The following is a 26,517-nucleotide window of genomic DNA, read 5'->3' as shown; positions in this document are numbered from 1 at the left end:
ACGGAGGAATGATCGTTATGGATATGACCCGAATCAAACAAATTGATGATTACCGGTGGGCTCCTGTTGAAAAACCTGACGCTGTAGTGATGTATGGCACCTACGAACTTATTGCCGCAATGGATGAAAAAGTACGCCAACAAATTGTTAATGTAGCCAATCTTCCAGGACTTGTTGGCAAGGCAATGACAATGCCGGATGCTCACTGGGGCTATGGCTTTCCTATAGGTGGCGTTGCTGCATTTGATGCGGATAAAGGTGGGATTATTTCAGCTGGCGGCGTAGGATTTGATATTTCCTGTGGCATTCGTTGCTTACGCACTAACCTTTCTCTTAATGATATCTTACCCCATCTTGAGGAACTGGCTGAGCAATTATTTAAACAGGTTCCCTCTGGCGTCGGCTCCACCGGTAAATTGCATTTATCGATGCAGGAGTTGGATGAAGTAATGTACGGTGGTGCCAAATGGGCCGTTAATCGTGGCTATGGTATTGATGACGATTTACCCTATGTGGAAGAAAAGGGTTGCATGGCTGGAGCACAACCTCATCATGTCTCTGAACATGCCAAAAAACGACAACTGCAAGAAATGGGGACATTAGGCTCGGGTAATCATTATTTGGAAATACAGGTCGTTAAGCAAATTTATGATCAAAAAGCCGCCGAGGCTTTTGGTCTTCGGGAAAAGCAAATTCTCATTGCTATTCATTGTGGCTCACGAGGATTAGGTCATCAAATTGGTTCAGATTATTTAGTCACTTTGGCCAAAGTAGCACAAAAATTAAACCTTCATTTACCTGATCGAGAACTTGCTTGCGCTCCCATTCTGTCCAACGAGGGTCAGCAATATCTTGGAGCGATGTGTGCAGGTATTAATTGTGCCTTAGCCAACCGACAAATTATTGTGCATTTAACACGTGAAGCGGTTGCCAGTGTGATACCTGAGGCTAAACTCGAGACTTTATTCGACGTATCCCACAATACTTGCAAAAAGGAAAAACATGTGGTTCAGGGTAAAGAGACAGAAATTTATATTCATCGTAAAGGAGCAACCCGTGCTTTCGGGCCATTACATCCCTCTTTACCTCAGCGCTATAAAACAGTAGGACAACCGGTATGTATCGGTGGCAGTATGGGAACAGGTTCTTTTATTCTGGCAGGTAACACTGATAATCATGCCTTTGCTTCGGCCTGTCATGGGGCTGGTCGCCAAATGAGTCGTAGACAAGCATTAAAACATTGGCAAGGGAGAGCACTGGTTGATCAATTAAAAAATGAGGGTATTTATATTCGCAGTTATTCTATGCGTGGTATTGCAGAAGAAGCTCCTGGCGCTTATAAAGACGTTCATAAAGTGGTTGAGGCAACGGAGTTGGCTAATCTGGCGCGACGCGTAGCCTTTTTAAAACCCTTAGCCTGTATTAAAGGCTAAGTCATTATCTTTATCTATCTTTATGAATTTTGCATATACTGTAAACTATGAATTCTATTTATCCTGACAGTCTTGCATGGGCTCATCCCCTGATTCAAGAATGGTTCGTCAAAAAATTTACGCTACCCACTGAACCGCAAGAACAAGGTTGGCCGCAAATTTTAGCAGACAAAACCACCTTAATTTCTGCACCCACAGGTTCAGGAAAAACTTTTGCTGCCTTCCTAGTTTGTATTGATCAGCTGATCCGGCAATCACTCACAAAAGAATTAACGAATCAGACGCAGGTTTTGTATATTTCACCTTTAAAAGCGCTAACCAATGATGTGCAAAAAAATCTTTTAGGTCCTTTGGATGAAATTATGAAGCTTGGTAGAGAGCAAGGCTATCCTATGGAAGAGATTCAAGTGGCTGTGCGAACTGGCGATACTCTCTCTCGTGAAAGACAAGCAATGTTAAAAAAACCACCTCATATTTTAGTTACAACGCCGGAATCATTTTACTTACTGCTGACTGCTGAGAAAAGTCGTGCCATTCTCAAAGACGTTAAAACAGTGATTGTTGATGAAATTCATGCGCTTGCAAATAATAAGCGCGGAACGCATTTATCGTTATCGTTGGAGCGCCTTGAAGCGTTAACCTTAAAATCTCCCGTGCGGATTGGTTTGTCAGCCACGCAAAAACCGATAGCGCTTGTTGCCAATTTTCTTACCGGCAATAACCGTCCACAACCGAGAATGATTAACATTGGACATATGCGTGAACTTGAGCTGCATATTGAAGTTCCCTCTAGTGAGCTGGCGCCTGTGGCCTCGAATGAACTGTGGGATGAAATTTATACTCGTCTGGCTATTCTAGCTCGACAAAATCGTTCAACATTAATTTTTGTTAATACTAGACGCTTGGCCGAAAGAGTGGCCCATCATCTGGCTGAGCGCTTGGGGCAAGATTTGGTAGCAGCTCACCATGGGAGTTTGTCGCGCAAATTACGATTAACGGCTGAAACACGACTAAAAAATGGCGAGTTAAAAGCACTTGTAGCTACCGCTTCTTTAGAATTGGGAATTGATATTGGTACCATTGATTTAGTGTGCCAAATAGGCTCTCCTCGCTCGATTTCAGTTGCTTTGCAACGCATTGGTCGTGCCGGCCATTGGCATGGCGCCATTTCAAGAGGTAAAATTTTTGCCACTACACGCAATGAACTTTTAGAATGTGCGGCTCTGGTTCGAGCTATACGTGAAAAAGAATTAGATCAACTTACTATTCCTGAAGCGCCCTTGGATATTTTAGCTCAACAAATTGTTGCCGCTTGTGCAGCGGATGAGTGGGATGAAAGGAAGCTTTATGAATTAATAACCAAAAGTTTTCCTTATAAAAATCTCTCACGTGAGCAATTTGATGAGGTCTTGGAGATGTTAGCCGAGGGTATTGCTGGTTCACGTGGCCGCTATAGCGCTTATCTTTTTCGTGATCGGGTTAATGGGATAATTAAAGGTCGACGAGGTAGTCGCTTAACGGCAATTACAAGCGGTGGTGCTATTCCAGAAAACGGTTTATTTACAGTTGTTGCCGAACCCAATGAAGTGATGGTGGGTACACTTGATGAAGACTTTGCCGTTGAAAGTAACCGAGGGGATATTATTTTGCTGGGCACTACGTCATGGAAAATTAAGCGTGTAGAAAGCGCTAAAGGTCGCGTACTGGTTGAAGATGCCCACGGTGCGCCACCGAGTGTTCCCTTCTGGCGGGGAGAAGCACCACCGAGAACTGACGAACTTTCCTTTCAAGTGTCCGATTTACGACAGACACTCCATGAAATGCTTCCTCTAACCCTATCTCCAGTAGAAGAAATTTCAAAACAGCCTGATGCTCTACGGACTGTTCACTGGTTAAAAGAACAATGCGGTGTAAGTGATGCTGGCGCAGAACAATTGATAGAATATATTCTGGAAGGACGTGCTGTTTTAGGAAGTGTTCCAACACAGAAAATGGTTATCGCGGAACGTTTTTTTGATGAGTCGGGAGGAATGCAGCTTGTTATTCATTCCCCCTTCGGCGCAAGAATTAATAAAGCCTGGGGCTTAGCCTTGAGGAAGCGCTTTTGTCGCTCTTTTAATTTTGAACTACAAGCTGCTGCAACAGATGATGGCATTATTATTTCACTGGCAGAACAACATAGTTTTCCACTAATTGATATATTTAATTTTTTGCATCCTAATACCATTGTCGATGTACTCACTCAAGCTGTTTTACAATCTCCGCTGTTCACCACACGCTGGCGATGGGTTGCAACGAGAGCACTGGCTTTGGTTCGCTTTCGCAACGGGAGAAAGATGCCGCCTAACATTTTACGCATGCTTTCTGATGATCTGCTAGCCGCAGTGTTTCCCGATGCTGCTGCCTGTCAGGACAATCTCGCTGGACAAGATATCAACCTCCCAGAGCATCCTTTGATTATTGAAACGATGAAAGACATATTAACAGAAGCATTGGATATGGAGGGCTTCGGCAGGCTTCTTTCAGGTATCATCGAAGAAGAAATTCAATGTTTAGCAGTTGATACACCGGTGCCTTCCGTATTTTCACATGAAATACTGAGTGCCAATCCCTATGCATTTCTTGACGATGCTCCCCTGGAAGAGAGAAGAGCGCGAGCAGTCGAGATGCGTCGTGTCTTGCCTGATTCGCTTTTACGAGAGGTAGGTGCTTTAGAGCCCACAGCGATAACTGAAGTGCAAAAACAAGCATGGCCTGATATTAGAAATGTTGATGAATTACATGATACTCTGCAGAGCCTAATTGCCTTGCCTGCTGATATGCATTTGAATGAACATCAACGCATTACTGGTGAATGGAACATTTTTTTTGAACAACTAACGGCTCAAGGCCGCGCAGGCAAAGCCTCTGTTCATGATAAAATATTCTGGGTTGCCACTGAAAAAAAATACACCTTTCTTAAGATTTATCCCAATGCAGCCTTTTCAACATCACTGGCAGCCATTGAAGAAAAAACCGTAGAGCGTGAAGAGGCTATTGTTCATATGATAAGAGGTTGGCTGCAACATTTAGGTCCTATGAACGTGGTTGAATTAACTGCAATCCTTTGGCTTGAGCAAGCTGAGATAGAACAGGCATTGCTTACGCTTGAATCAACAGGCTCTATTCTGCGTGGTCATTTTAGAGTGAATCAACCTGTGCTGGAGTGGTGTGATCGACGCCTACTGGCAAGGATTCACAGCTTAACTCTGGGGAAATTACGCAAAGAAATAGAACCAGTCAGTGCAGCTCAATTCATGAACTGGTTAACTATTTGGCAACATATTATGCCGGGAACACAGCTAAATGGTGAACAGGGTTTACTGGAAATTATCAAGCAAATGCAAGGCTATGAAATTCCTGCCAATGCGTGGGAAAAACAAATTTTTGCCAAACGAATCAAAAATTATACTTCAGATATGCTTGATCGACTGTGTCTGATGGGGGTCGTGGGTTGGGGGCGTTTATCACCCCACCCTGCCTTATCAGCCCAAGAACGCTTAGAACATATAGACGCTTTAAAACCTAAACGTGTCATACCGACCAGCGTTGCACCTATTACATTTTTTGCTCGAGAAGAAGCAGCCTGGATACCTGCCAGACCACAGTTGGAAGAAGAGATAATACCTGTTTTAAGCACTGTTGCCCAAGCCATTTATTATTATTTAAAGGAAAATGGCGCTTCTTTTTTTATTGATATCGTTCAAGACGTTCATCATTTAAAAGCTGAGATTGAAAGAGGTCTGTGGGAATTAGTCTCAGCTGGCTTGATTACTGCAGATGGTTTTGACAATTTGCGCGCCTTAATTGATCCTCACCGACGCCTGGGCAGGAGAAACCGTCATGTATTCAGACAATCAACGGGTAGATGGTCTTTACTAAAATCCACCAAAACTTTGGATAAGGATAAACGGCTTGAGGCAATCTGTTGGGTTCTACTAAAACGCTATGGCATCTGTTTCCGCGAATTGCTTGCGCGAGAAAGAATCATTCCTGTCTGGCGAGATTTGTTAATTGCATTCCGACGTTTGGAAGCACAGGGAGAAATTAGAGGTGGTCGCTTTGTTAGCGGTTTTCTTGGTGAACAATTTGCTCTACCTTATGCGGTTGATTCTCTACGAAGCATTAAAAAGAAATCGCCTGGTGAACAAGCCATCTGCATCTCTGCTGTAGACCCACTCAATTTAATAGGAATTATCCTGCCCGGTGAACGTATTCCCGCCTTTTCAGGCAAGCACGTCGTTTTAAAAAATGGCATGCCTGTTTCAGACAAGGCTTTACATTAAGCGCGTAAAGGACAGCAAGTAGCGAAAACTATTTTTCCTATCAAGTTTATTGATAAAATCATACGTTTTCCTCTTTCAGTGATTATCATGCAACCAGATTTACCAGCTCTTACCGTCAGTCAACTCAATCGACAAATTCGCTTTTGGTTAGAAAATGAAGTTGGCGAGGTAGTGGTTCTTGGTGAATTATCGAATTTAAGCAAACCAAGCTCCGGCCATTTTTACTTTACCTTAAAAGATGCCTCAGCACAGTTACGCTGTGTTTATTTCCGCAATCATCATTCGCCAGAAAGTAAGCAGTTTAAAGACGGACAACAGGTTTTGGCCCAAGGAAAATTAAGTCTTTATGAAGCTCGAGGGGATTACCAACTTATTGTTCACTCCTTAAGTGATGCAGGTTTGGGAGAACTTTACCGACAATTTGAAGCATTAAAAGCCAAACTCCAGTCACAAGGCTTATTTAACGCTGAAAGAAAAAAAGAAATCCCCCGCTTCCCGTCAGTAATTGGCATCATTACCTCGTCAACTGGTGCTGCATTACAAGATATTATTACTACTTTGGCAAGACGTTATCCCCTGGCTATAGTAAAAATTTATGCAAGCGAGGTGCAAGGCAAAGAAGCAGCAAAGCAGCTTATTAGAGCCATCAGTAGAGCAAACCAGGATAATCAGGCAGACGTGCTCATTTTAGCCAGGGGTGGTGGTAGTATCGAAGACTTGTGGGCTTTTAATAATGAAGAATTGGCGTTGGCGATCAGCAAAAGTACAATTCCTGTTGTAACAGGTATTGGGCATGAGACCGATTTTACCATTGCTGATTTTGTTGCAGATTTAAGAGCAGCCACCCCCACAGCTGCTGCTGAAGCGGTCACTCCAAATCAACTGGAATTGATAACCGCATTGCAGATACTGGAACGCCGGGTAATTTCCCTCATGGGTCGATTTACACAACATAAACAGCTTCTCCTGTCCAGTAAAGTGGCCAAAATTTTATCTCCACAACAACTAATCGCCAAACATTGGCAAGCTGTTGATTTTTTAGAGCGTCAACTCTATCAAGCAATGCAGAATTTACTGCAAAAAAATAAAAGTCGACTAGCTTTATTGTTCGCTAAATTACAAGCCAACAATCCTCAATTGTTATTAAATCAAAGCCGGAGTCAATTATTGTCTCTTGAGCAACAGTTGATAACTTTTATGGCGGCCAAGATAGCTGGATTAAAACAATGTTTTACTGCAAAACTTGCAACATTGCATGCCGTAAGCCCATTAGCTACACTGGATAGGGGATATGCGATTGCTACAATAGGTAAAAAAATCATCTACAACAGTTCTCAAGTAAATAAAGGTGATTTAATCAATGTACGCTTGGCTCACGGCAGTTTAAATTGCGAAATAATCAACATAAAAGGATAAACGATGAGGGATTACTTTAAGTTGTTTCGTTTTGCTTGTTTTACTTTATTTTTCCTGGCTAATCATCTGCTTGCAGCTGCGGCATTGCCGGAAAATCATGCAGTTAATGGAGGCATTACTATTATTCCCATTGATATTAAGCAAAAACCAGAGGTGTATTACGATAATAAAAAAATTGCGGTTGTTCCAAGCACCAAAGCTAATCAATGGTTGCTGATTGTCGGTATACCTTTGGATAAAAAACAGCCCATTCAAGAGCTGATTATGAAAAAACCTTCACAGATGTCAATCCCTTTCCATATTACGGATAAGTATTATGCAACTCAGCATTTGACGATCAAGGATGATCGATTGGTTAATCCTTCAGCTGAAGAACAAGCAAGGATTGAAAAAGAGAATAAAGAAATGGAAACTTTATATGCACAATACACCGCTGCCAATCCATTTTCTGCAAAATTCACTGCTCCGGCGCATGGTCCTATTACCAGTCTATTTGGATTAAAGCGCTTTTATAATAATCAGGCCCGACCTCCTCATTCTGGTCTAGACATTGGCGCACCTGCCGATACTCCTGTTCATGTCATTGCAGCAGGAAATGTGGTGAGTGCCAAAGACTATTTTTTTACAGGCAACACAGTAATTGTTGATCATGGCATGGGTTTATTTTCTCTATACGCTCATTTAAAAACAATCAAGGTAAACGTTGGTGATCATTTACAACAAGGACAGCAAGTAGGAACTGTAGGAAAAACTGGACGTGCCACAGGCCCTCATTTACATTGGTCAATGATAATGAATCAGACTTTGGTAGACCCTCTTCTTTTTGTGCCAGTGCGAGTCATTACAGCCTTGCCGACAACCAATAAAACTGCCCTAAAGACCATGCAAAAAACTGCGTTGGTTACTCATAATCTCTGAGACCTGATATGCTTGATGAAATTAACCGCAGCTTGTACGTCATCATTCAGCAGACAAAAGCTGATATAAATCTCCTGCTCATTATTCTAGGCATACCCTGGTTAGTCTATTTTATTAATCTCTTTCTAAATAACCGTCTGCTTTATTTTGGTATTATACCCAGACGTATTTACGGCCTTCCCGGTATTCTATTTGCACCTTTATTACATGCGAATTTTAATCATTTATTCTTTAATTCAATCCCCCTGGTAGTATTGAGTAACTTTATTCTCATCAATGGCTTGCCGTATTTTTTATACGTGACTTTAATTATTACACTTTTAAGTGGCTTGTTAATCTGGTGTTTCGCTAAACCTGGCATTCATATTGGGGCCAGTTCGCTCATTACCGGTTACTGGGGATTGTTAGTCAGTGATATTTTACAACAAGGTACCGTCACAGCAATTATTCTTGGTGTAATCAGTTTGTACTATTTTGCAGGAATTTTCTTAGGGATTTTTCCCAGCAAAAAAGGTGTTTCCTGGGAAGGTCATTTATTTGGACTAGTGGCGGGCTTAGCTACCAGTTATCTTTTAAAAAATTATTCAGGAATAGTTTAAAGAGTAAATTTCGAACCTAAACGTTTTAGGCTGGCATTTTGAAAAACTACCTGTGCAATACTGATATCTTGAATTGCAAGTCCTACTGATTTAAAAACAGTAAGTCTCCTTTTGTAGTAAGTGGTATTTTTTTTGAGCATATGACCCAATTCTTTGAGCCGTGTTTCTGTGAGCGCTTTATTGGCAATGGCATGAATAATTTCACCAGCCTCAGCAAGTGCAGCTTCCTTTTGATCCACAATCACTAACGCTTTTGCTAATACATCGTTGGCAACTTCCCGCATTTCTTTGGTATGGGAACCAATAGCATTAATATGAACATTCGGTTTAATATCCTGCAGGTGTATGAACGGTTCCGTACTATTCGTTGCCGAACAGATTATATCTGCCTCTTTTACCGCCTGCCTCACATCTTTAAAAACGCTTACTTCAAAATGATCACTGATTGTATCTGCAAACTGTTTAGCTCTTTCCATATTGCGAGAACAAATAGAGACCCTTTCAATTTCCCGCACTGTTGCCATCGCCTCCAGTTGAGTTACAGCTTGAACACCAGAACCAATAATGGCCAAATGTTTCGCATCCTCTCGCGCAAGGTATTTTGTTGCCAATCCAGAGACAGCGCCTGTCCTTACAGCGGTTAAATAGGTACCCTCCATAATAGCCTCTATTGCTCCGGTGGTCGCATCTAAAAGCAAGATAGTTCCGTAGATACTGGGAAGGTTTTTTGCTGCATTATTTGGAAAAAAAGAAACAACTTTTACTCCTAATGCTTCTTGACCAGGTATATACGCAGGCATAGTCAATGTTAAAGCATTTTGCTTTTGGACTGGAATGGGTGTTCTAAGCGGCATAATAACTTTCTGGGTTACTAACTGCTTAAAAGCGATTTCCATCGTGTCTATCGCTTCTTTCATGGAAATGCAACGTTTAATATCTTCCAGTCTTAATAAAGTTAACGCCATACAATGCTCCTCAAACTTCTATAATTAGCTTATACCAATTTTCAAAGATTTTAAGACAGCTCTATAAATTAAATCGCTGCGTTAACTTTATTTAATACAGGGATAAACATGTCCTCTATATGCCGCGTTTTATACGCGGGAGTTCTAAGATATTGTTACGATTGTATATACTCCCTGCTCATTGCTAATAGACCCTGTTTTATAACCTACTCTATAGTATACTACTGCCCTGATGTTTAGAGGTACGTGTATTTTCTATGGTCAATTTTGTACTCGATTTTCCCAAAATTGAAAAAAAACAGACTTGGGGCCAATTGTATGGTTGCAGTCTCCCCTTGGCTATTACTGAATTTTGTGAACAAAGAACAGGCATTACACTTTTAATTGCTCCTGATAATTTAAGTGCGGGACAGTTGCTGGATGAATTAGCCTTTTTTCTAAAAAAAGAGAATTCTCCTGAGTTACTCTTTTTTCCTGATTGGGAAACATTACCTTATGATCAATTTTCACCTCATCAGGATATTATTTCTGAACGTTTAGCCTGCTTAAGCCGTTTACAACAGGTGTCTAATGCTATTGTTATAAGCTCGGTAAATACACTCATGCATCGGCTATGTCCTCCACATTTTTTGCATCATCATGCCCTGGTATTGAAGGAAGGACAGACACTGAATTTAGAACTTTTTCGTCATCAACTACAAGAAGCAGGTTATCACTGCGTTAATAAAGTATTGGAACATGGCGAATTTGCTATTCGTGGGGCAATTATTGACGTTTATCCCATGGGAAGTACACTTCCTTTTCGCATTGAATTATTTGATGACGTGATTGATAGTCTGCGCCAGTTTGATACAGAGACACAGCGAACGATTACTAAAATTAGCGACATTCACCTGTTACCAGCACGTGAATTTCCACTCAATGAGCAAAGTATTACTTTATTTCGTCGAGCCTTTAGAGAGCAATTTTCTGGTAATCCTAGTCAATGCCCTGTTTATGAAGCGGTTAGTAATGCTCAGTATCCTTCTGGAATTGAGTATTACCTACCTTTGTTTTTTGAACAAACCGCTGTTTTTTTCGACTACTTACCGAAAGAAGCAAGCCTCTGTTTTATTGAAGACACTGCTGAATACGCAGAGCAATTCTGGCATGAAATAAGAATACGTTATGAACAACGAAGTTACGATATCACCCGCCCTATTCTTAAACCAGAGCGTTGCTTTCTTACTCCAACAGAACTACTAACTCACGCTAATCAATATCAACAGCTTCGTTTTTATCATCGACCGGTTGATAAAAAAGGCGTGGTATTCAATTTTAATATTGCCAAGGCACCCTCGTTACCTATTGAACGTCAGGCAGAGAAACCCCTTGCAAAATTGTGTGAGTATTTAGCCGACAAGGACAAGCGATTTTTAATTGTTGTTGAGAGTGCTGGAAGACGAGAGGTATTACTGGATCTTTTGAAGCAAAGCTCAGTTCTTCCCAAGATACAATCGTCATGGCAAGACTTTCTTAGCGATAATTCTCCCATTAATATTACGACTGGTCCTTTAATTGATGGGGCTGAATTAATCCATCAGCATATTGCCATTATTGTAGAGGCACAGTTATTTGGCGAGCAGGCTGTCCCGCAGCGACGCAGCGTTCAAAAAGCAGTTGACCCAGATTTAATTATCCGTGATTTAGCGGAACTTCGGGTTGATGCACCGGTAGTTCATTTGCAGTTTGGCGTTGGACGTTATAAAGGTTTGCAAACCCTGGAGAGTAATGGCACGCTGAATGAATTTTTGGTTTTAACCTACGCGGGTGATGATAAAATTTATGTTCCCGTGACATCTTTGCATTTGATCAGTCGCTATACGGGCATGGATAGTGAACATGCACCTTTACATCGATTAGGTACCGATCAGTGGCAAAAAGAGAAAAAGAAAGCTGCAGAAAAAATTCATGACGTTGCCATTCAGCTATTGGAAATCTATGCGAAACGTGAGGCGAAGCCAGGTTATATTTATCAATTTCCTCAAAGCGATTATCAGCGATTTGCCAGTGAGTTTCCATTTACAGAAACACCTGATCAATTACATGCCATTGAGCAGATTGTAAAAGACATGGAATCTTCCCGCCCTATGGACCGACTTATCTGTGGGGATGTCGGCTTTGGTAAAACAGAAGTGGCTATGCGTGCCGCATTTATTGCCGTGCAAAATGGTAAACAAGTCTGTGTGCTAGTACCCACCACCCTACTGGCAGCCCAACATTTTGAAACCTTTCGCGATCGCTTTGCTGATTTTCCGGTAAATATCGAATTATTATCTCGCTTTCGCAGCGGTAAAGAAACCGATAAGGTCATCGAATCATTAAAAAATGGCCAAACTGACATTGTGATTGGTACTCACAAGTTATTTTCCCACGCCATTGATTTTAAAAATTTAGGCTTGCTTATTATTGATGAAGAACATCGGTTCGGTGTGAAACAGAAAGAACATATTAAATCTTTGCGTACTCATATTGATATTCTGTCAATGACTGCCACACCGATTCCCAGAACATTAAACATGGCAATGGCGGGTATTCGTGATATTTCCTTAATTGCCACACCACCGGCAAAAAGACTGGCCATTAAAACTTTCTGGCAGGAAAAGAATGATTCTATTCTGCGTGAAGCGATACTTCGTGAAATTTTACGGGGTGGTCAGGTTTATTTTCTTCATAACAATGTACAAACACTAGAAAGAATCTGCCAGGAATTACAAGCGTTGGTGCCAGAAGCAAAAATCCGTGGTGCTCACGGGCAAATGCGTGAGCGCGAATTAGAACGTATTATGTCTGATTTTTATCATCATCGATTTAATGTGCTTGTTTGTACAACTATTATCGAAACAGGGATTGATATACCAACAGCAAACACCATTATCATTGATAGGGCCGATAAATTTGGTTTAGCTCAACTTCATCAATTACGAGGTCGGGTAGGACGTTCACATCATCAAGCTTATGCTTATTTACTAACACCTAATGAAAAATTATTAACTTCTGATGCCGTTAAGCGTCTTGAGGCCATTGTCTCTCTGGAGGATTTAGGCGCAGGCTTTACTCTTGCGACCCATGATCTGGAAATTCGAGGTGCAGGTGAGTTATTGGGAGAAGATCAAAGTGGTAACATGCAAGCGATAGGTTTTAGTTTGTTTATGGAGATGCTTGACAAGGCGGTTAATGATTTAAAAGCGGGGAAAACCCCGGAATTAGCAACTCCCATGCAACAAGGACCTGAAATTGATTTACGCATCAGTGCCATTCTCCCTGAAGAGTATATCGCCGACATTCATACGCGTTTGATTATGTATAAACGGGTTGCCAATGCTAAAAGTAAACAGCAATTACGTGATTTGCAGGTAGAAATGATAGACCGATTTGGTTTACTGCCACCACCTGCAAAAAATTTATTATTGGTTACCGAACTTAAATTATTAGCAACAAAACTCGGAATCAAAAAGATCAATGCCTTTCAGCAACAAGGAAAACTTGAATTTGGTGATACGCCACAAATTGATCCAGGTGTGTTGATCAGTCTTGTACAGGTTCATGCAAAACGCTATCAACTGGATGGGCCTACCCGATTAAAATTTACTCTGGATAGTATTGTGGCTGCAGAACGCGTTCATGAAATTCAATCTTTGCTTATTAACCTGGCCAATAAAGAAATCGATTGGTAATTTTTATTGTATAGATAGACAAGAATGCCGCTAACCCTAGTCAACTAATAGCAATACGAGTTTCATCCTGAAGCGGCATAGCCGCTGAAGGATGGCAATGTTGTAAGAATTCCTTACGTTTCTTTTCCAATCGTATACTAGGGAGTTAGAAATATTTTATTAAACTCTGTTATCCTAATGAAAAATAGGGAATAATTTTATTAAAAGAATTTATAATGGTTCTAGCTCAGGTGGGTAAATGCTGCCTCACTTTCACACACGCAAATGCAAGTTGCATATATACTATAAACGAGGACAATTAGTATAAGGTTTTTACTATGGACATGAAAAAAACTATTTTATCCGTTGCAATCAGTACCCTCCTACTAAACTCAGTCTATGCCAGCACTCAAGAAGGCGAAGCAGCCTACAATGAAAAACGTTATGAAAAAGCGTTTATTCTTCTCTCTGATGAAGCAGAAAAAGGGGATCCCAAAGCGCAATACCTGCTTGGTCGAATGTATTATTATGGTGAGGGAGTCACTTATAATCCTGACAAGACCGAGCAATTATTACTAGCAGCTGCGAACCAGGGCAATGTTGATGCGCAAGTATTATTAGCAGGTTTTTATTGGTATCAAGAAACACCAGACGGCTACAACAAAGCCCTGCAATGGTATGAAAAAGCTGCCGCTCAAAACAATGCTGATGCACAATATGCTTTAGGTTATATGTATGATCATGCTACTGGCGTACCTCAAAATTATGAAAAAGCCATGTCCTGGTATAAAAAAGCAGCGGAGCAAGGAAATTCCGAAGCAGCCTTATCAATAGGTTTTATGTATGACACAGGAACTGGAGTGCCTAAAGATTTAGATGAAGCGATTAAATGGTATAGAAAAGCTGCTGATCTGGGTAATCCAGGCGCATTGTATAATCTTGGTCTTTTACACAAGTATGGCGAAGGTGTTACCAAAGATGAATCCAAGGCCTTTGATTATTTTCAACAGGCAGCTGATAAAGGACATGCAAAATCCCAGCTTGAAGTAGGTTATTTTTACGACACTGGTAAAGCAGGCAACGCCGATTTACAGAAAGCTGCCTATTGGTATCAAAAGAGTGCTGATCTGGGCAATGCCAATGCCCAATTTAATATAGGTGATATGTATTTATATGGCGATGGCGTTACCAAAAATTTGGAACAGGCTGTAAGCTGGATTCGTAAATCCGCGGAGCAAGGTTATGGACGTGCTCAGAATAAAATGGGAATTTTTTACCGCGATGGTATTGGTGTAACCGCTAACCCAGTGGAAGCCTATGCCTGGTTTAGCGTGGCTGTCACTAATGGGTTTACAGACTCAAGCAAAGCACGTGATGAACTCGAAAAAAAGCTCACTCCCGAACAATTACAACAAGCTAGAGATTTGGCGAATAAATACGCTGAACAATATAAAGTTCAATAAATATACTTCTTTATCCCCAAAAAGACTGCCACCTCGCAGTCTTTTTTATGCCCAAATAACGGAATTGGATTGTGTAATAGCTTCTTTAATTAAATCCCGATAATTGGCTTCGACAATACGTCGCTTAACCTTTAATGTAGGAGTTAAAATGCCGTTTTCAGGAGTCCATGCATCGTCTACGACTATTATGTGACTAATTTTTTCATAACTTGCCAGTTCGCTATTTACCTTGCGTAAATTTTCTTGTAACGTTTGTTTGATATTTTCTTTGGTTTGACTACGGCCAGATTCACTTAGGGTAACTAGTAAAACATTATTTGGTAATTCTCGACCAATCAAGCATAATTGGTCAATTGCAGCATTTGCAGCAAATCGTTTTTCAATAGGGCCTGGTACAATAAATTCTCCCTTTTGGTTTTTAAAATTCTCGGAAAGACGCCCTATTATTTTGACATTTTTATCCTCATCCAGCTCAGCAATATCTCCAGTGTGTAGCCACCCATCATCAGTTAATGCAGCATTCGTTGCGTCTTCATTTTTATAGTATTCTTTCATCAAGCAAGGCGACTTAATCATTAACTCATTCTCCTCACCAAGTTTCAGATCAACCTTAAGTCTCGGCGTTCCCACATAACCTGGACGTCGTTTGCCGAGCAAAGAAAAAGTCGCATAGGCCAAATTTTCCGTTTGTCCATAGCCTTCCTGAATTTTTATCTCAAGCTTATCAAAAAACTCAAGAATGGAGACAGGTAAATGGGAAGCTCCTGAAAAACAATTGGTACAGCGCTCTAATCCCAGATGATGTCTAATTTTCTTTTTAATTAAGCTTGAAATCAAAGGTAATTTAAGCAACAGATTCAATTTTTTGGGTGGAAGTTTTTGTTCTATTTTTTGCTGAAAAATACCCCAAATGCGTGGTACTGCGGTAAAAAATGTAGGCTTAGCTTCCTGTAAATTTTCTACGAATTTATCCAAACTTTCTACAAATGAAACGTCGCAAGGAATAACTACACTACCCAATTGAATTGCAGATCGCTCATAAACATGGGCTAAGGGTAAATAAGACATTAGATGATAGTGATCAACTTCTCGAATTCTTTTAATATCCTGAGGGAATAATTCAAGATAATTAGCAATTATTCCGTGGGTATAAACAGCACCTTTTGGTTGTCCTGATGTCCCTGAAGAATAAATAATTGTATAGAAATCTTCCGGTGAAGGCTCTGTAACAAGATCTTCTGCAGGCTGTTTTTTTAAGACATCACTCCACTGGTAGGAACAATCTAAGTTTTCATGATAATCAAAACTGACTGTCAAAAGCGTATCAGGGATATAATTTCGAACCCGCTGATGGTCATCAAGTTTACCAACAAAGACTAATTTAATGTCAGCATGTTCAAGTACATATTGAATGCTATCCTCATGCTGATTGGCAAATAGTGGCACATTAACCATACCTGCTAAACTAATACCAAAATCAGTAATAAACCACTCAGCACAATTTTTTGAAAAAATTGCCACACGATCCCCTTTCTTAAGGCCAAGATCCTGGAGCATTTTCGCTACTTGCTTTGCTTGGCGCACCACCATTTCCCAGGTAAATTCATGCCATTTCCCATCGCGAGGCTGCTTTAAATAGACTTTGTCAGCGAATTGTTTTTCATTCTCCAGCAGAGTTTGATTGAGAGATTTTGGCTGCATGGTCATAGCTAGTATTCCTCATTAATGATTAATGATAACTAAACAAACGACTTCTTAAATAAAAAACTGAATGTGTATTGCCAAACGTTAATACTCTAAGAGTTCTATTAGCACTTGTTATGCCAATTTATTCAAAATGCCTAATTTCGAGCAAATTATTCTCCGCCCCAGGGCAAATCGGAGAAGATCCTTCGCTTTGCTCAGGATGACGGTAATTTATACAAGACAATAGGATGAAATTAATTCAAAATGGTATGATATTGCCCTGACCCAGCCCTACATTTTTTCAAAAACAGGCACAATTTTTGAATGAATAGGAAAATCACAGCACTCTAGGAAGGACAATCAACATGAAATTTAATAAAACACTAATAAAAATACTTCCTCTTGCGCTTTATGCATTCATCTCTATCTATCATAGCGCCGTTATTTTATGCTGATTATAGCCACTCTCTAGGGGGGACTTATGCACATTCCCGAGCAAGTTTGCTTTTTAATAAGTTATTGCCTCTAAAAATCAAACTGTCTACATTGCAGGTCTTATAGGTGAATCCAGTTCTATCTATAGCTAAATCGCACGGATCTCATACATACTACACGGCAAGTAGACGAAAATAGCTTTAGCGTATACCGTACTTTCTAACTCGTTTAAACTATTTATTTAATGACTCGCGTATAATAGCCAGATAGAGCTATAAACGTAGTAAAAGGCATTCCATCATGAATAAAAAACGCATTATTATTGGTATTTCAGGAGCATCCGGTATAATTTATGGGGTTCGTCTATTAGAATTATTAGCAAAAACGGACTACGAAACTCATCTTGTTGTTTCCAAGGCAGCGCAACAAACCCGTGCATTTGAAACAGCTTTATCTGCCACTCAATTATCCACATTAGCCAATGTCTCTTATTCCATTAATGACATTGCCGCCCCCATTGCCAGCGGTTCCTTTAAAACTGTGGGAATGATTATTGCTCCGTGTTCGATGCGCACTTTGGCAAGTATTGCTTGTGGTACCACCTCAAATCTACTTACTAGAGCAGCCGATGTCGTACTAAAAGAGCGTCGACGACTGGTACTATTAGTACGGGAAACACCTCTGCATTTAGGACATCTCGAAAACATGAAAAAAGTAACAGAAATGGGAGCTATTGTAGCACCACCTGTTCCTGCCTTTTATAACCACCCGCAGACAATAGAGGACATCGTCACTCACAGCATTGGACGCACATTAGATTTGTTCGATATAGATATCGATGTAGTAAAGCGATGGAAATAACCTGAATAATTAGCTTTATCGGGTTCCACCAATAGTGAGTGCATCAATTTTCAATGTAGGCTGACCAACACCTACGGGTACAGATTGGCCATCTTTACCACACACGCCAATACCAGCATCTAACGACAAGTCATTACCTATCATGCTCACTTTTTTCATCACTTCAGGCCCATTTCCTATAAGCGTTGCACCTTTAACAGGCTTGGTGACTTTGCCATCTTCGATTAAATAGGCTTCGCTAGCAGAGAACACAAACTGCCCGGAAGTAATATCTACTTGCCCACCGCCAAAATTGACAGCATATAACCCTCGTTTTACCGAGCGTATAATTTCCTCAGGAGAGTACTTGCCCGCCAACATATAAGTATTTGTCATTCTAGGCATGGGCAGATGTGCGTAAGATTCGCGACGGCAATTACCGGTAGGTTTCATTCTCATGAGTTTGGCGTTCAATTTATCTTGCATATAATTAATTAATACACCATCTTCTATCAGTGTGGTACACTGCGCTGGAGTTCCTTCATCATCAATGGTAAGGGAGCCTCGCCTATCTTTTAACGTGCCATCATCAACAACCGTGACACCCTTTGCAGCAACTTGTTGGCCTATACGTCCTGAAAACGCTGAAAGACCTTTGCGGTTAAAATCACCTTCCAATCCATGTCCCACGGCTTCATGCAACAAAACACCAGGCCAACCAGGTCCTAATACTACCGGCATAGTTCCAGCGGGAGCCTCTTCAGCTTCAAGATTAATTAAAGCTTCACGGACAGCTTCACGGGCATATCCCAAAGCTCGCTCCTTTTCAAGAAAATAAGAGTAAGCAACACGTCCGCCCCCTCCAGAACGCGCAGATTCTCTACGGCCGTTTTTATCTTCTACAATTACACTCACATGGATACTTACCAAAGGTCGTATATCAGCTGTCATATGCCCATTAAGACCAGCCACCATAACCACTTCATAGCAACCACTTAAAGAGGCATTAACCTGAATCACTCGTGGGTCTATTTGTCTTGCCTCCTTATCAATAGCTTCCAATAAGGCTATTTTTTCCTGTTTTGACATGCCTTCGATAGGGTTAAGTGGGGCATAGCGAGCAACAGGTTTACCACTTATATGAACTGCCTGAGTTGGTTTTAAGCTGGTGAAGGCAATAGAACGGGCAGCATCAGCTGCTCGCTCCATTGCAGGTAACAAAATATCATCACAATAAGCGTATCCGGTTTTATCTCCACTCACTGCACGAACACCGACACCCCGATTAATGGAGTAACTGCCACTTTTTACTTCAGAATCCTCCAGGTACCATGATTCATAACTGGTACTTTGAAAATAAAGATCGGCATCATCCACGTGATGGCTCATCATGGAGTGAATCAGTTTCTCCAGTGTGAATTCATCCAGAGATGCGGGTTTTAATAATAAATCTTTAGCAAGTGCTAATGCCTGAGTCATATAATTTACCTTTCATTAAACCATAAATGTGTTCAATTAACATCCAAGAACATGATGCTCGTTACAGGGAAATTGGCGTCTTAACTGTTGTAGTCGTTGTAAATCAATCTCTGCCGTAATCATTCCTGTACCTGTTTTCTTCTGTGCCAAGGTTTTTCCCCAAGGCTCAATAATCATACTGTGGCCGTAGGTATGACGGCCATTTTCATGCTCACCACTCTGATTGGGGGCTATTACATAACATAAATTTTCGATAGCCCGTGCCTTTAGTAGCGTTTCCCAATGGGCAGCTCCGGTAACTGCCGTAAATGCCGAGGGAATACTGAATAATTCAGCGCCCCTTAATACTAATTGTCGGTATAATTCTGGAAAACGCAAATCATAACAAACCGACAACCCCACACGTCCCACTGGTGTGTCCACAACAACAACTTCATCTCCTCTTTCAATTGTAGATGATTCTTGATGTGCTTCTTGATCCGAGACACGAACATCAAATAAATGAATTTTATCATAGCGAGCCGCACACAAGCCTTTGTCATCAAACACTAAACAGCTAGATCGGGCTCTGTCTTTAATACCTTTAAGCGGTACTGTGCCTGCAATAACCCACAAACTATATTCTCTAGCCCAATGACTAATACGCTCTTGAATCTCTCCCGAACCATATCTTTCAGCCTTTTGCAGTTTATCGGTTTCGTTTCGTCCCATGAATGCAAAATTTTCAGGTAAAACCAATAAATCAACCTGCTCTTCTCTCGATCTGATAAAAAAAGATTCTATTTGCTTTAAATTATTATCGACTGAAGCCGATGAAGTCATCTGTACAGCAGCAACCTTTGGCATATTTATTTCCAAATCCAGAGAAAAGTTAGCTCATTATCGGTGATTAAGTTATAAGGTTTCAATGGCTAGATAATAGATAATTTTTATGAGCTCGATAGATGAGTTTTTTAGAGGTGCGTTTACCTTGAGTTGTATAGAAAATCTTGCCAGCTTCTTTACATCACTATAGACTTGAAAAGGCAGCAACTCGCCTGCATATATGCTACACTAGCAATATAAATCATTGGAGCTATTTGCATGAACAGAAATGACGTTACCTTACTTAATCCACGGAGTGAAGCGGTACTTGCGACGAATAAAGTGTTACGCAATACCTATCTATTACTTGGAATGACTTTTTTATTTAGCGCTTTGGCAGCTTATACCGCCTTTGCCATTAATGCTAAGCCCATGAATCCCCTGTTAATGATTGTTGGTGTTTATGGCTTAATGTTTTTGACTCATGGGTTAAGAAATAGTGCATTAGGTTTGGTTGCCGTTTTTGCCTTTACTGGTTTTCTTGGGTATACCTTAGGTCCTATTCTTAATTTCTATATTGCCAATTTCTCAAACGGTCACCAGCTCATTGGTACAGCCTTAGGTGGAACAGGTATAATATTTTTTGGTTTATCAGGATATGCTTTAACCACCAGAAAGGATTTTAGTTATTTGGGTGGTTTCCTTTTTGTCGGAGTCATGGTGGCTCTACTGGCCATGATTGCAGGTATTTTCTTTCAAATACCGGCACTGCAGCTGGTTATTTCAGCAGCTTTTGTGCTGATTTCTTCTGGCTTAATTTTATTCCAAACCAGTGAAATTATTCATGGAGGTGAGACTAACTATATTTCAGCCACCGTGACTTTATTCGTCTCTATTTATAATTTATTCGTTAGTCTACTTAACTTATTAAGCGCTTTTTCAGGCCGCGATTAATCCTCTCCTCAACTTGGGTCCCGGTGTTTGCCGGGATTTTTTTGTCATTTTGGCAGTGGGTTCGCAGGCTTCAGTATCTATTAAGTGAAATAATTTAAATCAATGCTTCTTTAAAGGGCACGTTGATCTTCCCCTGATGCCTCAATAGAAACTGTTGCCGAAGAGTAAAAAATAAACTGAGTCGTTGTCTCAAAATAAGTGTTGCTTTTAGAGGATTTACTTTAGTTAAAAAATAATTGCTGTTGAGCCTGGTGGATATGTGGGCGAGAAGCCTGTGAGTGGGCAATAACTGAGAATAACATTTTTGTTATTCATGGTTTTGCCCACACGTTCCGTAGGGCACAGGCTGGCATGAAGGACTCGTCCATCATATCCACAGACTATCTTGTTAATTCCTAAGAGCTCCAATAACACTGCCATTACAGAGCCTTTCTTTGTTTATATTCTGAACATTCATCAATCTAAAATAATAATTTCGCTGGTACCGTATACGCTGTATTTTAGATATAAATTCATGTTCACTTGCCCCATTCTGTCCCTCTCCTTTGGCAACAGATAATTTGAGGCAATTCGCATTATTATCCCCAATTTGCCCATTTAATAATCACTTAATATTAATTGATTAAACTCTATCTATAACACTCTGCTTTATATTAGCTATGAAGTTAATTCAAGCCAATAATGCTTTAAAAGATTTAAATAGCTACATGGAAGAATATGTGGCCAAGTTAAATCGGCCTAAAAAGAGCGGACAAATTAATACTGGTAGCAGTGAAAAATCACGAAAAGACCATGGTGACTCTGAAAAAGAACGTGCTGCAACGATTATTCAACGCGTATGGCGTAAAAGAAAAGTAAAAGAAGCATTTGTAAAAAATCCCTATTTTACTTATCTTTCTCTAATTGAGCCTGGTGATGAACAACGCCTACTTTCAAACGTTATGTTTGGCAGACATGTTGCAGAACTTAACCCAACTTCTAAACATCGAATAGATAATCCATACATCCATAAAAAAGCATTTTATCATCGTGATGATAATCTTGCCGGCGACCTACTCGAGCAATTGGTACAAGAATTTAACATCTCCTCAGAAGAAAAAGACAAGTTTACATTTATTCCGGTCACTCTGTTACAAAATACACCTATTCTGGAGATATACCATACTTTTTTCCCTGGCATCCCTGTAAAAATCATTCAAGATAAAGAGCATTCAGTCGGTTTTGTCGCTTTACCAAAGAACCACTTTAATAATAGCCAAATTCGTGTACTTAGGGCTGCAGGTCTTATTGCATCTCCATGGGAGATAGCAATAAATATTAAACACAAACACAATGTTGTAGTGGACAGCGAAATCAAGCTGGATGCTAGCTTACCTCGAACATTCAAAGAATTAATTGACAGTACCATCTACCGTAAGTTATCTTCCATTGCTAAAAATAATCATCACCCCACACAAAAATTAGCAATATGCTTACAAAAAATTTTAAAAGATTTACCTAACCATATAAAGCCAAAAGCAATACAACGTATTGCCTGTATGGTAGACATGGCAAATACCTTTTATGAATATGATTATCCCAAATTTGCTTTTTCCGTATATGCAACTATCCACGAGATTAGTCTTTCCCTTTTAGAGCAAACGAAAACAGAAGATTTAGAGCATGGCTTTAATAAATTTTTAAATGAGTCCCAGCACACGCTTGACAAAGCATTAGCTTTAGATAGCGCTAATCTGGAAAATGCTACATTCATGGCCTGTCCCTCAATGTCTGGTACCAATGCGTACATGCTTGCTATGAAGCTGGCATTGCAAATGAAGACAGCTTCAGGAAAACCACCCCTAGTTAAAGTATTTAAACCGAGTTATTTTGAATTTGACTACATTACTAAAACAACAAATAACTCTGATGCCGATATTTTTGTGCTATCAGCTGGACCAATAGTTAACCTAGAAGGTTTAACACCTGGTGTCGATATTAATAAATTCATTAAACGAAATATTATTGCTAAACAAAGACAAAAACCGGTCACGTTAATTGTAGATGCTACAACAGCGCTTTATAAAAATATGCATCTCGATCCAGAAGTACGAACATTGATTAATGAAGGGAAATTATCTCTTATTGTTCATGAAAGTCATCAAAAATTCGGGATGATTCATACTGATCAAGCTCAATATGGACGAATGTTTGCCATTTGTTCAAAAGAACAATTTGACAGTAATCTAATCAATGGGATGCAATCAAACTCAAAGGAAGATTATGCAAATCATCTGGATCTCCGCGTGGGTGCCTATATTAGTTCAATCTGTGGCGACACCTTAGAAGAAATTAAAGAACAACATTTTAACAACGGTGCTCTTTTAAGGAATATTTTAATTCAAACGTCACTTACTTCTAGAGAGGTTGTAAAACATGAGGACATGCTTTCCAACCTTAATGAGCTTTATTTTGTTACATCCACACAAAAAGAATTGGGAAGTGCCTCACGAGGCATTATTAAATCAGAGATAGTTTTGGGCATTTTTGCTCAGCATTAGCAAAAATTATTGACAAAATTAGACTGAGTCCGGATGCGTCTGATAATTTGGATTGTTTGGTTCAGGCGGCACAAATATATTTAGCCTATCACTTTAACCCCCAAAATGCTCTGAAATTGCTTGTTACTCATGTTATGGATACAGATAAACTTTCAATATCGGAGCAGATTATCGTCACGGCCTTAGCAAATAATGTCTTAAGTTCCTTATCTAACCTAAATGAATTAGATCATTTGCCACTATTATTTACTTTAAATCACATAATGAAACAATGTGAGGCATTAAAAGGAAGACAATATTCTAATAACATTGCCAGCTCCTATTTTAGCTTTCGTCAAAAAATTATTGATACCTATGAGGTTAAAAATGCTAAAGAATTTTTTGAAATAACGAAGCTTTTATATAGTAAAAATATACAATTAACTTCAAGACATTTAACTCTATTGTCCAACAACGATTTGATTAGAAAGGTAATAGTTAATCATCATGACCAGTTATCAAGTAATGCGCTTTTAGCAATATTAGACTTGGCTGACGCTCCACTTAGTCCAGCTCAAATACAATTAATGATTGAAAATAAAAAATTTTGTGCTAGCGTGGAAAAAATTTACACAGCAGTGAATGACATTTTATCTCAGCTAAAAAATACTCCTCATAAATACGAAGATGCGATAAAACATTCCAAATCCTATTTCCATCAATGCTTTACTGCCTTAGAAACATTTCATAATACAAGTTTAAAAGATTTAAATAGTAAAAAAACTTTAATAACAAACCTTAATTTGGCAAAAGATAATTACTGCAAAGAAATTTTAGGTAGCGATAGAAGTGTCGTATCACAAACGGCTCGATATATACTAAAAGGGATTGTCAATTTTATTGCGGGACTTACGTTCGGAGTTGCTCACTATGTCCATTACAAAACGACTGGACAGACGTTATTTTTCTCAAATACAAATAGCCAAAACAAATTAGAACGTTTTCACAAAAAGATATCAGAAGAAATAAATAACGAAAATATGGAGCCCACCTCAATCCAACAAAACACCTCATCTAAATAAAGAGACTATGACATAGTTTTGAAGGGCGATTTCACCAAAGTTTAAAAATCAAACGATTTAAACAAGAGATTTAGTATATTTTTTAATAAAAAACTAGGAGATACAGGTTTAAAGTGTGTAGAATCAGTCACTTACGTTACGATACGTAGATTATAAAATCTTAAGAAGGAGCCTGATTATCATGCAAATTACCGTAATGATGAAATCGCCCTGTTGATCTTCAGATTATTTTACTTACCTAAGATTGCGCTAATAAAGCTGTGCTAAGCTCATTATAACAATAGACACGAGACCATCATGCCTAAAAAAAGTACCGGTAGCAGTAAGACAATTAATTTACAACGTTTTCATGAAGCCCAAAAGGACAATTACCAAAACGCTCACGATGAAATTGCCTCCGGAAGAAAACGAGGTCATTGGATTTGGTATATATTTCCCCAACTCAAATCGCTTGGGTCAAGTGCTACTGCTCAAAAATATGGTATTAAGGATTTCGAAGAAGCATGCGCTTATTTAAAAGATCCTCTCCTTTTCCAACATTATCAGGAAATGGTAGAGTTGGTTACTGATAAATTAGCAAAAAATATTCCTCCCGCCACGCTAATGAATGGTGTTGTTGATGCACAAAAACTCGTTTCCAGCCTAACATTGTTTCGTCTAGCAGCCGAGTATTTAACCAAATCAGAAAACAATTCCTCGCTTGATTTTTATAAGCTTGAGGCCTCTTGTTCCAAAGCACTAAACTCCCTTGCCCATGAAGGCTATCTAGCTTGTGAAGAAACAATGAGTGAAGTGTATGAGTCTCCATTACTTACTGCAGGAGTTAACGATAAAGAAACTGCCACTGTAGAAGACTTTTCTACAGTGGGAGAAATATCCACTACACAAAGAACTACTCCTGATGTTAGAAACAGTTTAAATTTCACCTCAGCAGATGCAGCACCCATTGTTAAAAAAATTGTTGACACATTAATTGATAATATCCAGAAAAAAGCAGGAACTCGAGCCACTTGGTTTAACTTTAACTCAGAAACAAAAGTTGAAAAATTGAAAGCTATCTCACAATGGTTAGAGAAAAATTCACTTAATGAAAGCAATCAGGACGCAATTATTGCTCTTATTCGAGATACATGTTCTATCAAACGCAATATTTTTGGTTTATTTGAACCTCACAGCGTACAAGAATTTTGTACATTATTAAAAGACGCTCATTTAAAACCTGCTTCTGAAAAAATTTCTTTTACACCCAAAGAACTAGCGCAGATAAAAACCAGTGAACAAGTTGACTCATTGATTCAAGAAAAAAATACTCCACAACATTTAGATAAACATACTTTATAATCCTTTGAGGAGCATGTAAGGGTGTCTAAAGCTATCATATTTTTGACATTGCTCTCCCAAAACGTCGATATCATCATTGCAGACATACTGCTTCAAGTAACAGAATTAAATATGCCTTTTAATATAGTCTTGAAGTTCACTTCTGGAGAAGTCCATAATATTTTTATGCAAAATCACGTGAATCTGCTCTTTTACTTCTTTGTTAAGATGTTTTGAAAGTAAGCCTTCCATTTGTGCAGGCATAATAATGATAAGCCCATCGAATTGATGATGAACTCTACCGTTATTCAATTCTCGGGCAATTTCTTGGGCAAATTTTTCTGATTCAACTTTTTCAGGTTCTGTTTGAGGTTCATAAGCTCCTCGCGTGGACTCGCCTAGTTTATAGCGTCCCGGTCTGTCGGTAACCAGCTCGCGATTTTGCAATTTACCTTTAGGATGCGTCAATGACTTTAACGCATCTAATTTTTTAGAGTCATAACTATAAAAACAACACGCATTTGAATTCGCTGTCACTATCCATTTCATACGTCCACCTTTTAAATATGCTTTTGAAAATTAAA

Annotated in this window: 17 protein-coding genes; 12 read left to right on the top strand and 5 right to left on the bottom strand. The window is 39.5% G+C overall.

Going from position 1 to position 26,517, the window contains the following annotated elements; translation table 11 throughout:
* Window positions 1-17: 17 nt before the first annotated feature.
* The 5 genes from clem_RS04660 to clem_RS04640 all read left to right on the top strand — a co-directional run bounded on the left by clem_RS04660 (window position 18) and on the right by clem_RS04640 (window position 8,691).
* Window positions 18-1,433: an RtcB family protein gene (locus clem_RS04660; protein WP_094090555.1), complete on the top strand. Its 1,416-nt coding sequence runs from the start codon at window positions 18-20 to the stop codon at window positions 1,431-1,433.
* 47 nt (window positions 1,434-1,480) lie between these two features.
* The gene (locus tag clem_RS04655; RefSeq protein WP_094090554.1) at window positions 1,481-5,758 is read left to right on the top strand and encodes a DEAD/DEAH box helicase; all 4,278 of its coding nucleotides are present in this window, start codon (window positions 1,481-1,483) and stop codon (window positions 5,756-5,758) included.
* A gap of 87 nt (window positions 5,759-5,845) precedes the next feature.
* On the top strand, window positions 5,846-7,174 hold the full coding sequence (xseA, locus tag clem_RS04650; protein ID WP_094090553.1) for an exodeoxyribonuclease VII large subunit: 1,329 nt from the start codon (window positions 5,846-5,848) through the stop codon (window positions 7,172-7,174).
* A 3-nt stretch (window positions 7,175-7,177) separates the two neighbouring features.
* Window positions 7,178-8,092, top strand: a complete 915-nt coding sequence (locus clem_RS04645; protein WP_094090552.1) for a peptidoglycan DD-metalloendopeptidase family protein — start codon at window positions 7,178-7,180, stop codon at window positions 8,090-8,092.
* A gap of 8 nt (window positions 8,093-8,100) precedes the next feature.
* Window positions 8,101-8,691, top strand: coding sequence for a rhomboid family intramembrane serine protease (locus clem_RS04640; RefSeq protein ID WP_094090551.1), 591 nt, complete (start codon window positions 8,101-8,103; stop codon window positions 8,689-8,691).
* Here the strand turns inward: clem_RS04640 and clem_RS04635 are convergent.
* Complete coding sequence (locus clem_RS04635; protein WP_094090550.1) at window positions 8,688-9,656, bottom strand: ornithine cyclodeaminase family protein; 969 nt, start codon at window positions 9,654-9,656, stop codon at window positions 8,688-8,690. The two genes, clem_RS04640 and clem_RS04635, sit on opposite strands and share 4 nt — an antisense overlap.
* A gap of 257 nt (window positions 9,657-9,913) precedes the next feature.
* On the opposite strand from clem_RS04635, the gene mfd reads away from it, so the two are divergent.
* Both mfd and clem_RS04625 read left to right on the top strand, forming a co-directional pair.
* Window positions 9,914-13,372: a transcription-repair coupling factor gene (gene mfd, locus clem_RS04630; RefSeq protein WP_094090549.1), complete on the top strand. Its 3,459-nt coding sequence runs from the start codon at window positions 9,914-9,916 to the stop codon at window positions 13,370-13,372.
* 317 nt (window positions 13,373-13,689) lie between these two features.
* Window positions 13,690-14,814, top strand: a complete 1,125-nt coding sequence (locus clem_RS04625) for an SEL1-like repeat protein (RefSeq protein ID WP_094090548.1) — start codon at window positions 13,690-13,692, stop codon at window positions 14,812-14,814.
* 45 nt (window positions 14,815-14,859) lie between these two features.
* Here clem_RS04625 and clem_RS04620 read toward each other — a convergent pair whose 3' ends face one another.
* Window positions 14,860-16,521: an AMP-binding protein gene (locus clem_RS04620; protein WP_094090547.1), complete on the bottom strand. Its 1,662-nt coding sequence runs from the start codon at window positions 16,519-16,521 to the stop codon at window positions 14,860-14,862.
* Window positions 16,522-17,235: 714 nt separating this feature from the next.
* Here clem_RS04620 and clem_RS04615 point away from each other — a divergent pair.
* On the top strand, window positions 17,236-17,796 hold the full coding sequence (locus clem_RS04615) for a UbiX family flavin prenyltransferase (RefSeq protein ID WP_094090546.1): 561 nt from the start codon (window positions 17,236-17,238) through the stop codon (window positions 17,794-17,796).
* Between the two features lie 15 nt (window positions 17,797-17,811).
* Here clem_RS04615 and tldD read toward each other — a convergent pair whose 3' ends face one another.
* Both tldD and clem_RS04605 read right to left on the bottom strand, forming a co-directional pair.
* Window positions 17,812-19,254: a metalloprotease TldD gene (gene tldD / locus clem_RS04610; RefSeq protein WP_094090545.1), complete on the bottom strand. Its 1,443-nt coding sequence runs from the start codon at window positions 19,252-19,254 to the stop codon at window positions 17,812-17,814.
* A 36-nt stretch (window positions 19,255-19,290) separates the two neighbouring features.
* Window positions 19,291-20,100: a carbon-nitrogen hydrolase family protein gene (locus clem_RS04605; RefSeq protein ID WP_094090544.1), complete on the bottom strand. Its 810-nt coding sequence runs from the start codon at window positions 20,098-20,100 to the stop codon at window positions 19,291-19,293.
* 237 nt (window positions 20,101-20,337) lie between these two features.
* Here clem_RS04605 and clem_RS04600 point away from each other — a divergent pair, with 237 nt between their 5' ends.
* The 4 genes from clem_RS04600 to clem_RS04585 all read left to right on the top strand — a co-directional run bounded on the left by clem_RS04600 (window position 20,338) and on the right by clem_RS04585 (window position 25,954).
* Window positions 20,338-21,012: a Bax inhibitor-1/YccA family protein gene (locus clem_RS04600; protein WP_094090543.1), complete on the top strand. Its 675-nt coding sequence runs from the start codon at window positions 20,338-20,340 to the stop codon at window positions 21,010-21,012.
* Window positions 21,013-21,671: 659 nt separating this feature from the next.
* The gene (locus clem_RS04595) at window positions 21,672-23,552 is read left to right on the top strand and encodes a hypothetical protein (protein ID WP_094090542.1); all 1,881 of its coding nucleotides are present in this window, start codon (window positions 21,672-21,674) and stop codon (window positions 23,550-23,552) included.
* A 47-nt stretch (window positions 23,553-23,599) separates the two neighbouring features.
* Complete coding sequence (locus clem_RS04590) at window positions 23,600-24,613, top strand: hypothetical protein (protein WP_232505564.1); 1,014 nt, start codon at window positions 23,600-23,602, stop codon at window positions 24,611-24,613.
* 297 nt (window positions 24,614-24,910) lie between these two features.
* The gene (locus clem_RS04585; RefSeq protein WP_094090540.1) at window positions 24,911-25,954 is read left to right on the top strand and encodes a DUF1810 domain-containing protein; all 1,044 of its coding nucleotides are present in this window, start codon (window positions 24,911-24,913) and stop codon (window positions 25,952-25,954) included.
* A 105-nt stretch (window positions 25,955-26,059) separates the two neighbouring features.
* On the opposite strand, the gene clem_RS04580 is transcribed toward clem_RS04585, so the two are convergent.
* On the bottom strand, window positions 26,060-26,482 hold the full coding sequence (locus clem_RS04580; protein ID WP_094090539.1) for a host attachment protein: 423 nt from the start codon (window positions 26,480-26,482) through the stop codon (window positions 26,060-26,062).
* Window positions 26,483-26,517 lie beyond the last annotated feature (35 nt).

Origin of the sequence: Legionella clemsonensis, from assembly GCF_002240035.1 — a bacterium.
In the GTDB taxonomy this organism is placed as follows: domain Bacteria; phylum Pseudomonadota; class Gammaproteobacteria; order Legionellales; family Legionellaceae; genus Tatlockia; species Tatlockia clemsonensis.
The sequence above is the reverse complement of the archived record's forward strand: the minus strand, read 5'-3'. Positions and strand labels throughout refer to the sequence as shown.

Excerpts from the sequence above, each read along its gene's own strand:
- clem_RS04660 (WP_094090555.1), top strand. The coding sequence starts at position 18 with ATGGATATGACCCGAATCAAACAAATTGATGATTACCGGTGGGCTCCT.
- clem_RS04655 (WP_094090554.1), top strand. The coding sequence starts at position 1,481 with ATGAATTCTATTTATCCTGACAGTCTTGCATGGGCTCATCCCCTGATT.
- xseA (WP_094090553.1), top strand. The coding sequence starts at position 5,846 with ATGCAACCAGATTTACCAGCTCTTACCGTCAGTCAACTCAATCGACAA.
- clem_RS04645 (WP_094090552.1), top strand. The coding sequence starts at position 7,178 with ATGAGGGATTACTTTAAGTTGTTTCGTTTTGCTTGTTTTACTTTATTT.
- clem_RS04640 (WP_094090551.1), top strand. The coding sequence starts at position 8,101 with ATGCTTGATGAAATTAACCGCAGCTTGTACGTCATCATTCAGCAGACA.
- clem_RS04635 (WP_094090550.1), bottom strand. The coding sequence starts at position 9,656 with ATGGCGTTAACTTTATTAAGACTGGAAGATATTAAACGTTGCATTTCC.
- mfd (WP_094090549.1), top strand. The coding sequence starts at position 9,914 with ATGGTCAATTTTGTACTCGATTTTCCCAAAATTGAAAAAAAACAGACT.
- clem_RS04625 (WP_094090548.1), top strand. The coding sequence starts at position 13,690 with ATGGACATGAAAAAAACTATTTTATCCGTTGCAATCAGTACCCTCCTA.
- clem_RS04620 (WP_094090547.1), bottom strand. The coding sequence starts at position 16,521 with ATGACCATGCAGCCAAAATCTCTCAATCAAACTCTGCTGGAGAATGAA.
- clem_RS04615 (WP_094090546.1), top strand. The coding sequence starts at position 17,236 with ATGAATAAAAAACGCATTATTATTGGTATTTCAGGAGCATCCGGTATA.
- tldD (WP_094090545.1), bottom strand. The coding sequence starts at position 19,254 with ATGACTCAGGCATTAGCACTTGCTAAAGATTTATTATTAAAACCCGCA.
- clem_RS04605 (WP_094090544.1), bottom strand. The coding sequence starts at position 20,100 with ATGCCAAAGGTTGCTGCTGTACAGATGACTTCATCGGCTTCAGTCGAT.
- clem_RS04600 (WP_094090543.1), top strand. The coding sequence starts at position 20,338 with ATGAACAGAAATGACGTTACCTTACTTAATCCACGGAGTGAAGCGGTA.
- clem_RS04595 (WP_094090542.1), top strand. The coding sequence starts at position 21,672 with ATGAAGTTAATTCAAGCCAATAATGCTTTAAAAGATTTAAATAGCTAC.
- clem_RS04585 (WP_094090540.1), top strand. The coding sequence starts at position 24,911 with ATGCCTAAAAAAAGTACCGGTAGCAGTAAGACAATTAATTTACAACGT.
- clem_RS04580 (WP_094090539.1), bottom strand. The coding sequence starts at position 26,482 with ATGAAATGGATAGTGACAGCGAATTCAAATGCGTGTTGTTTTTATAGT.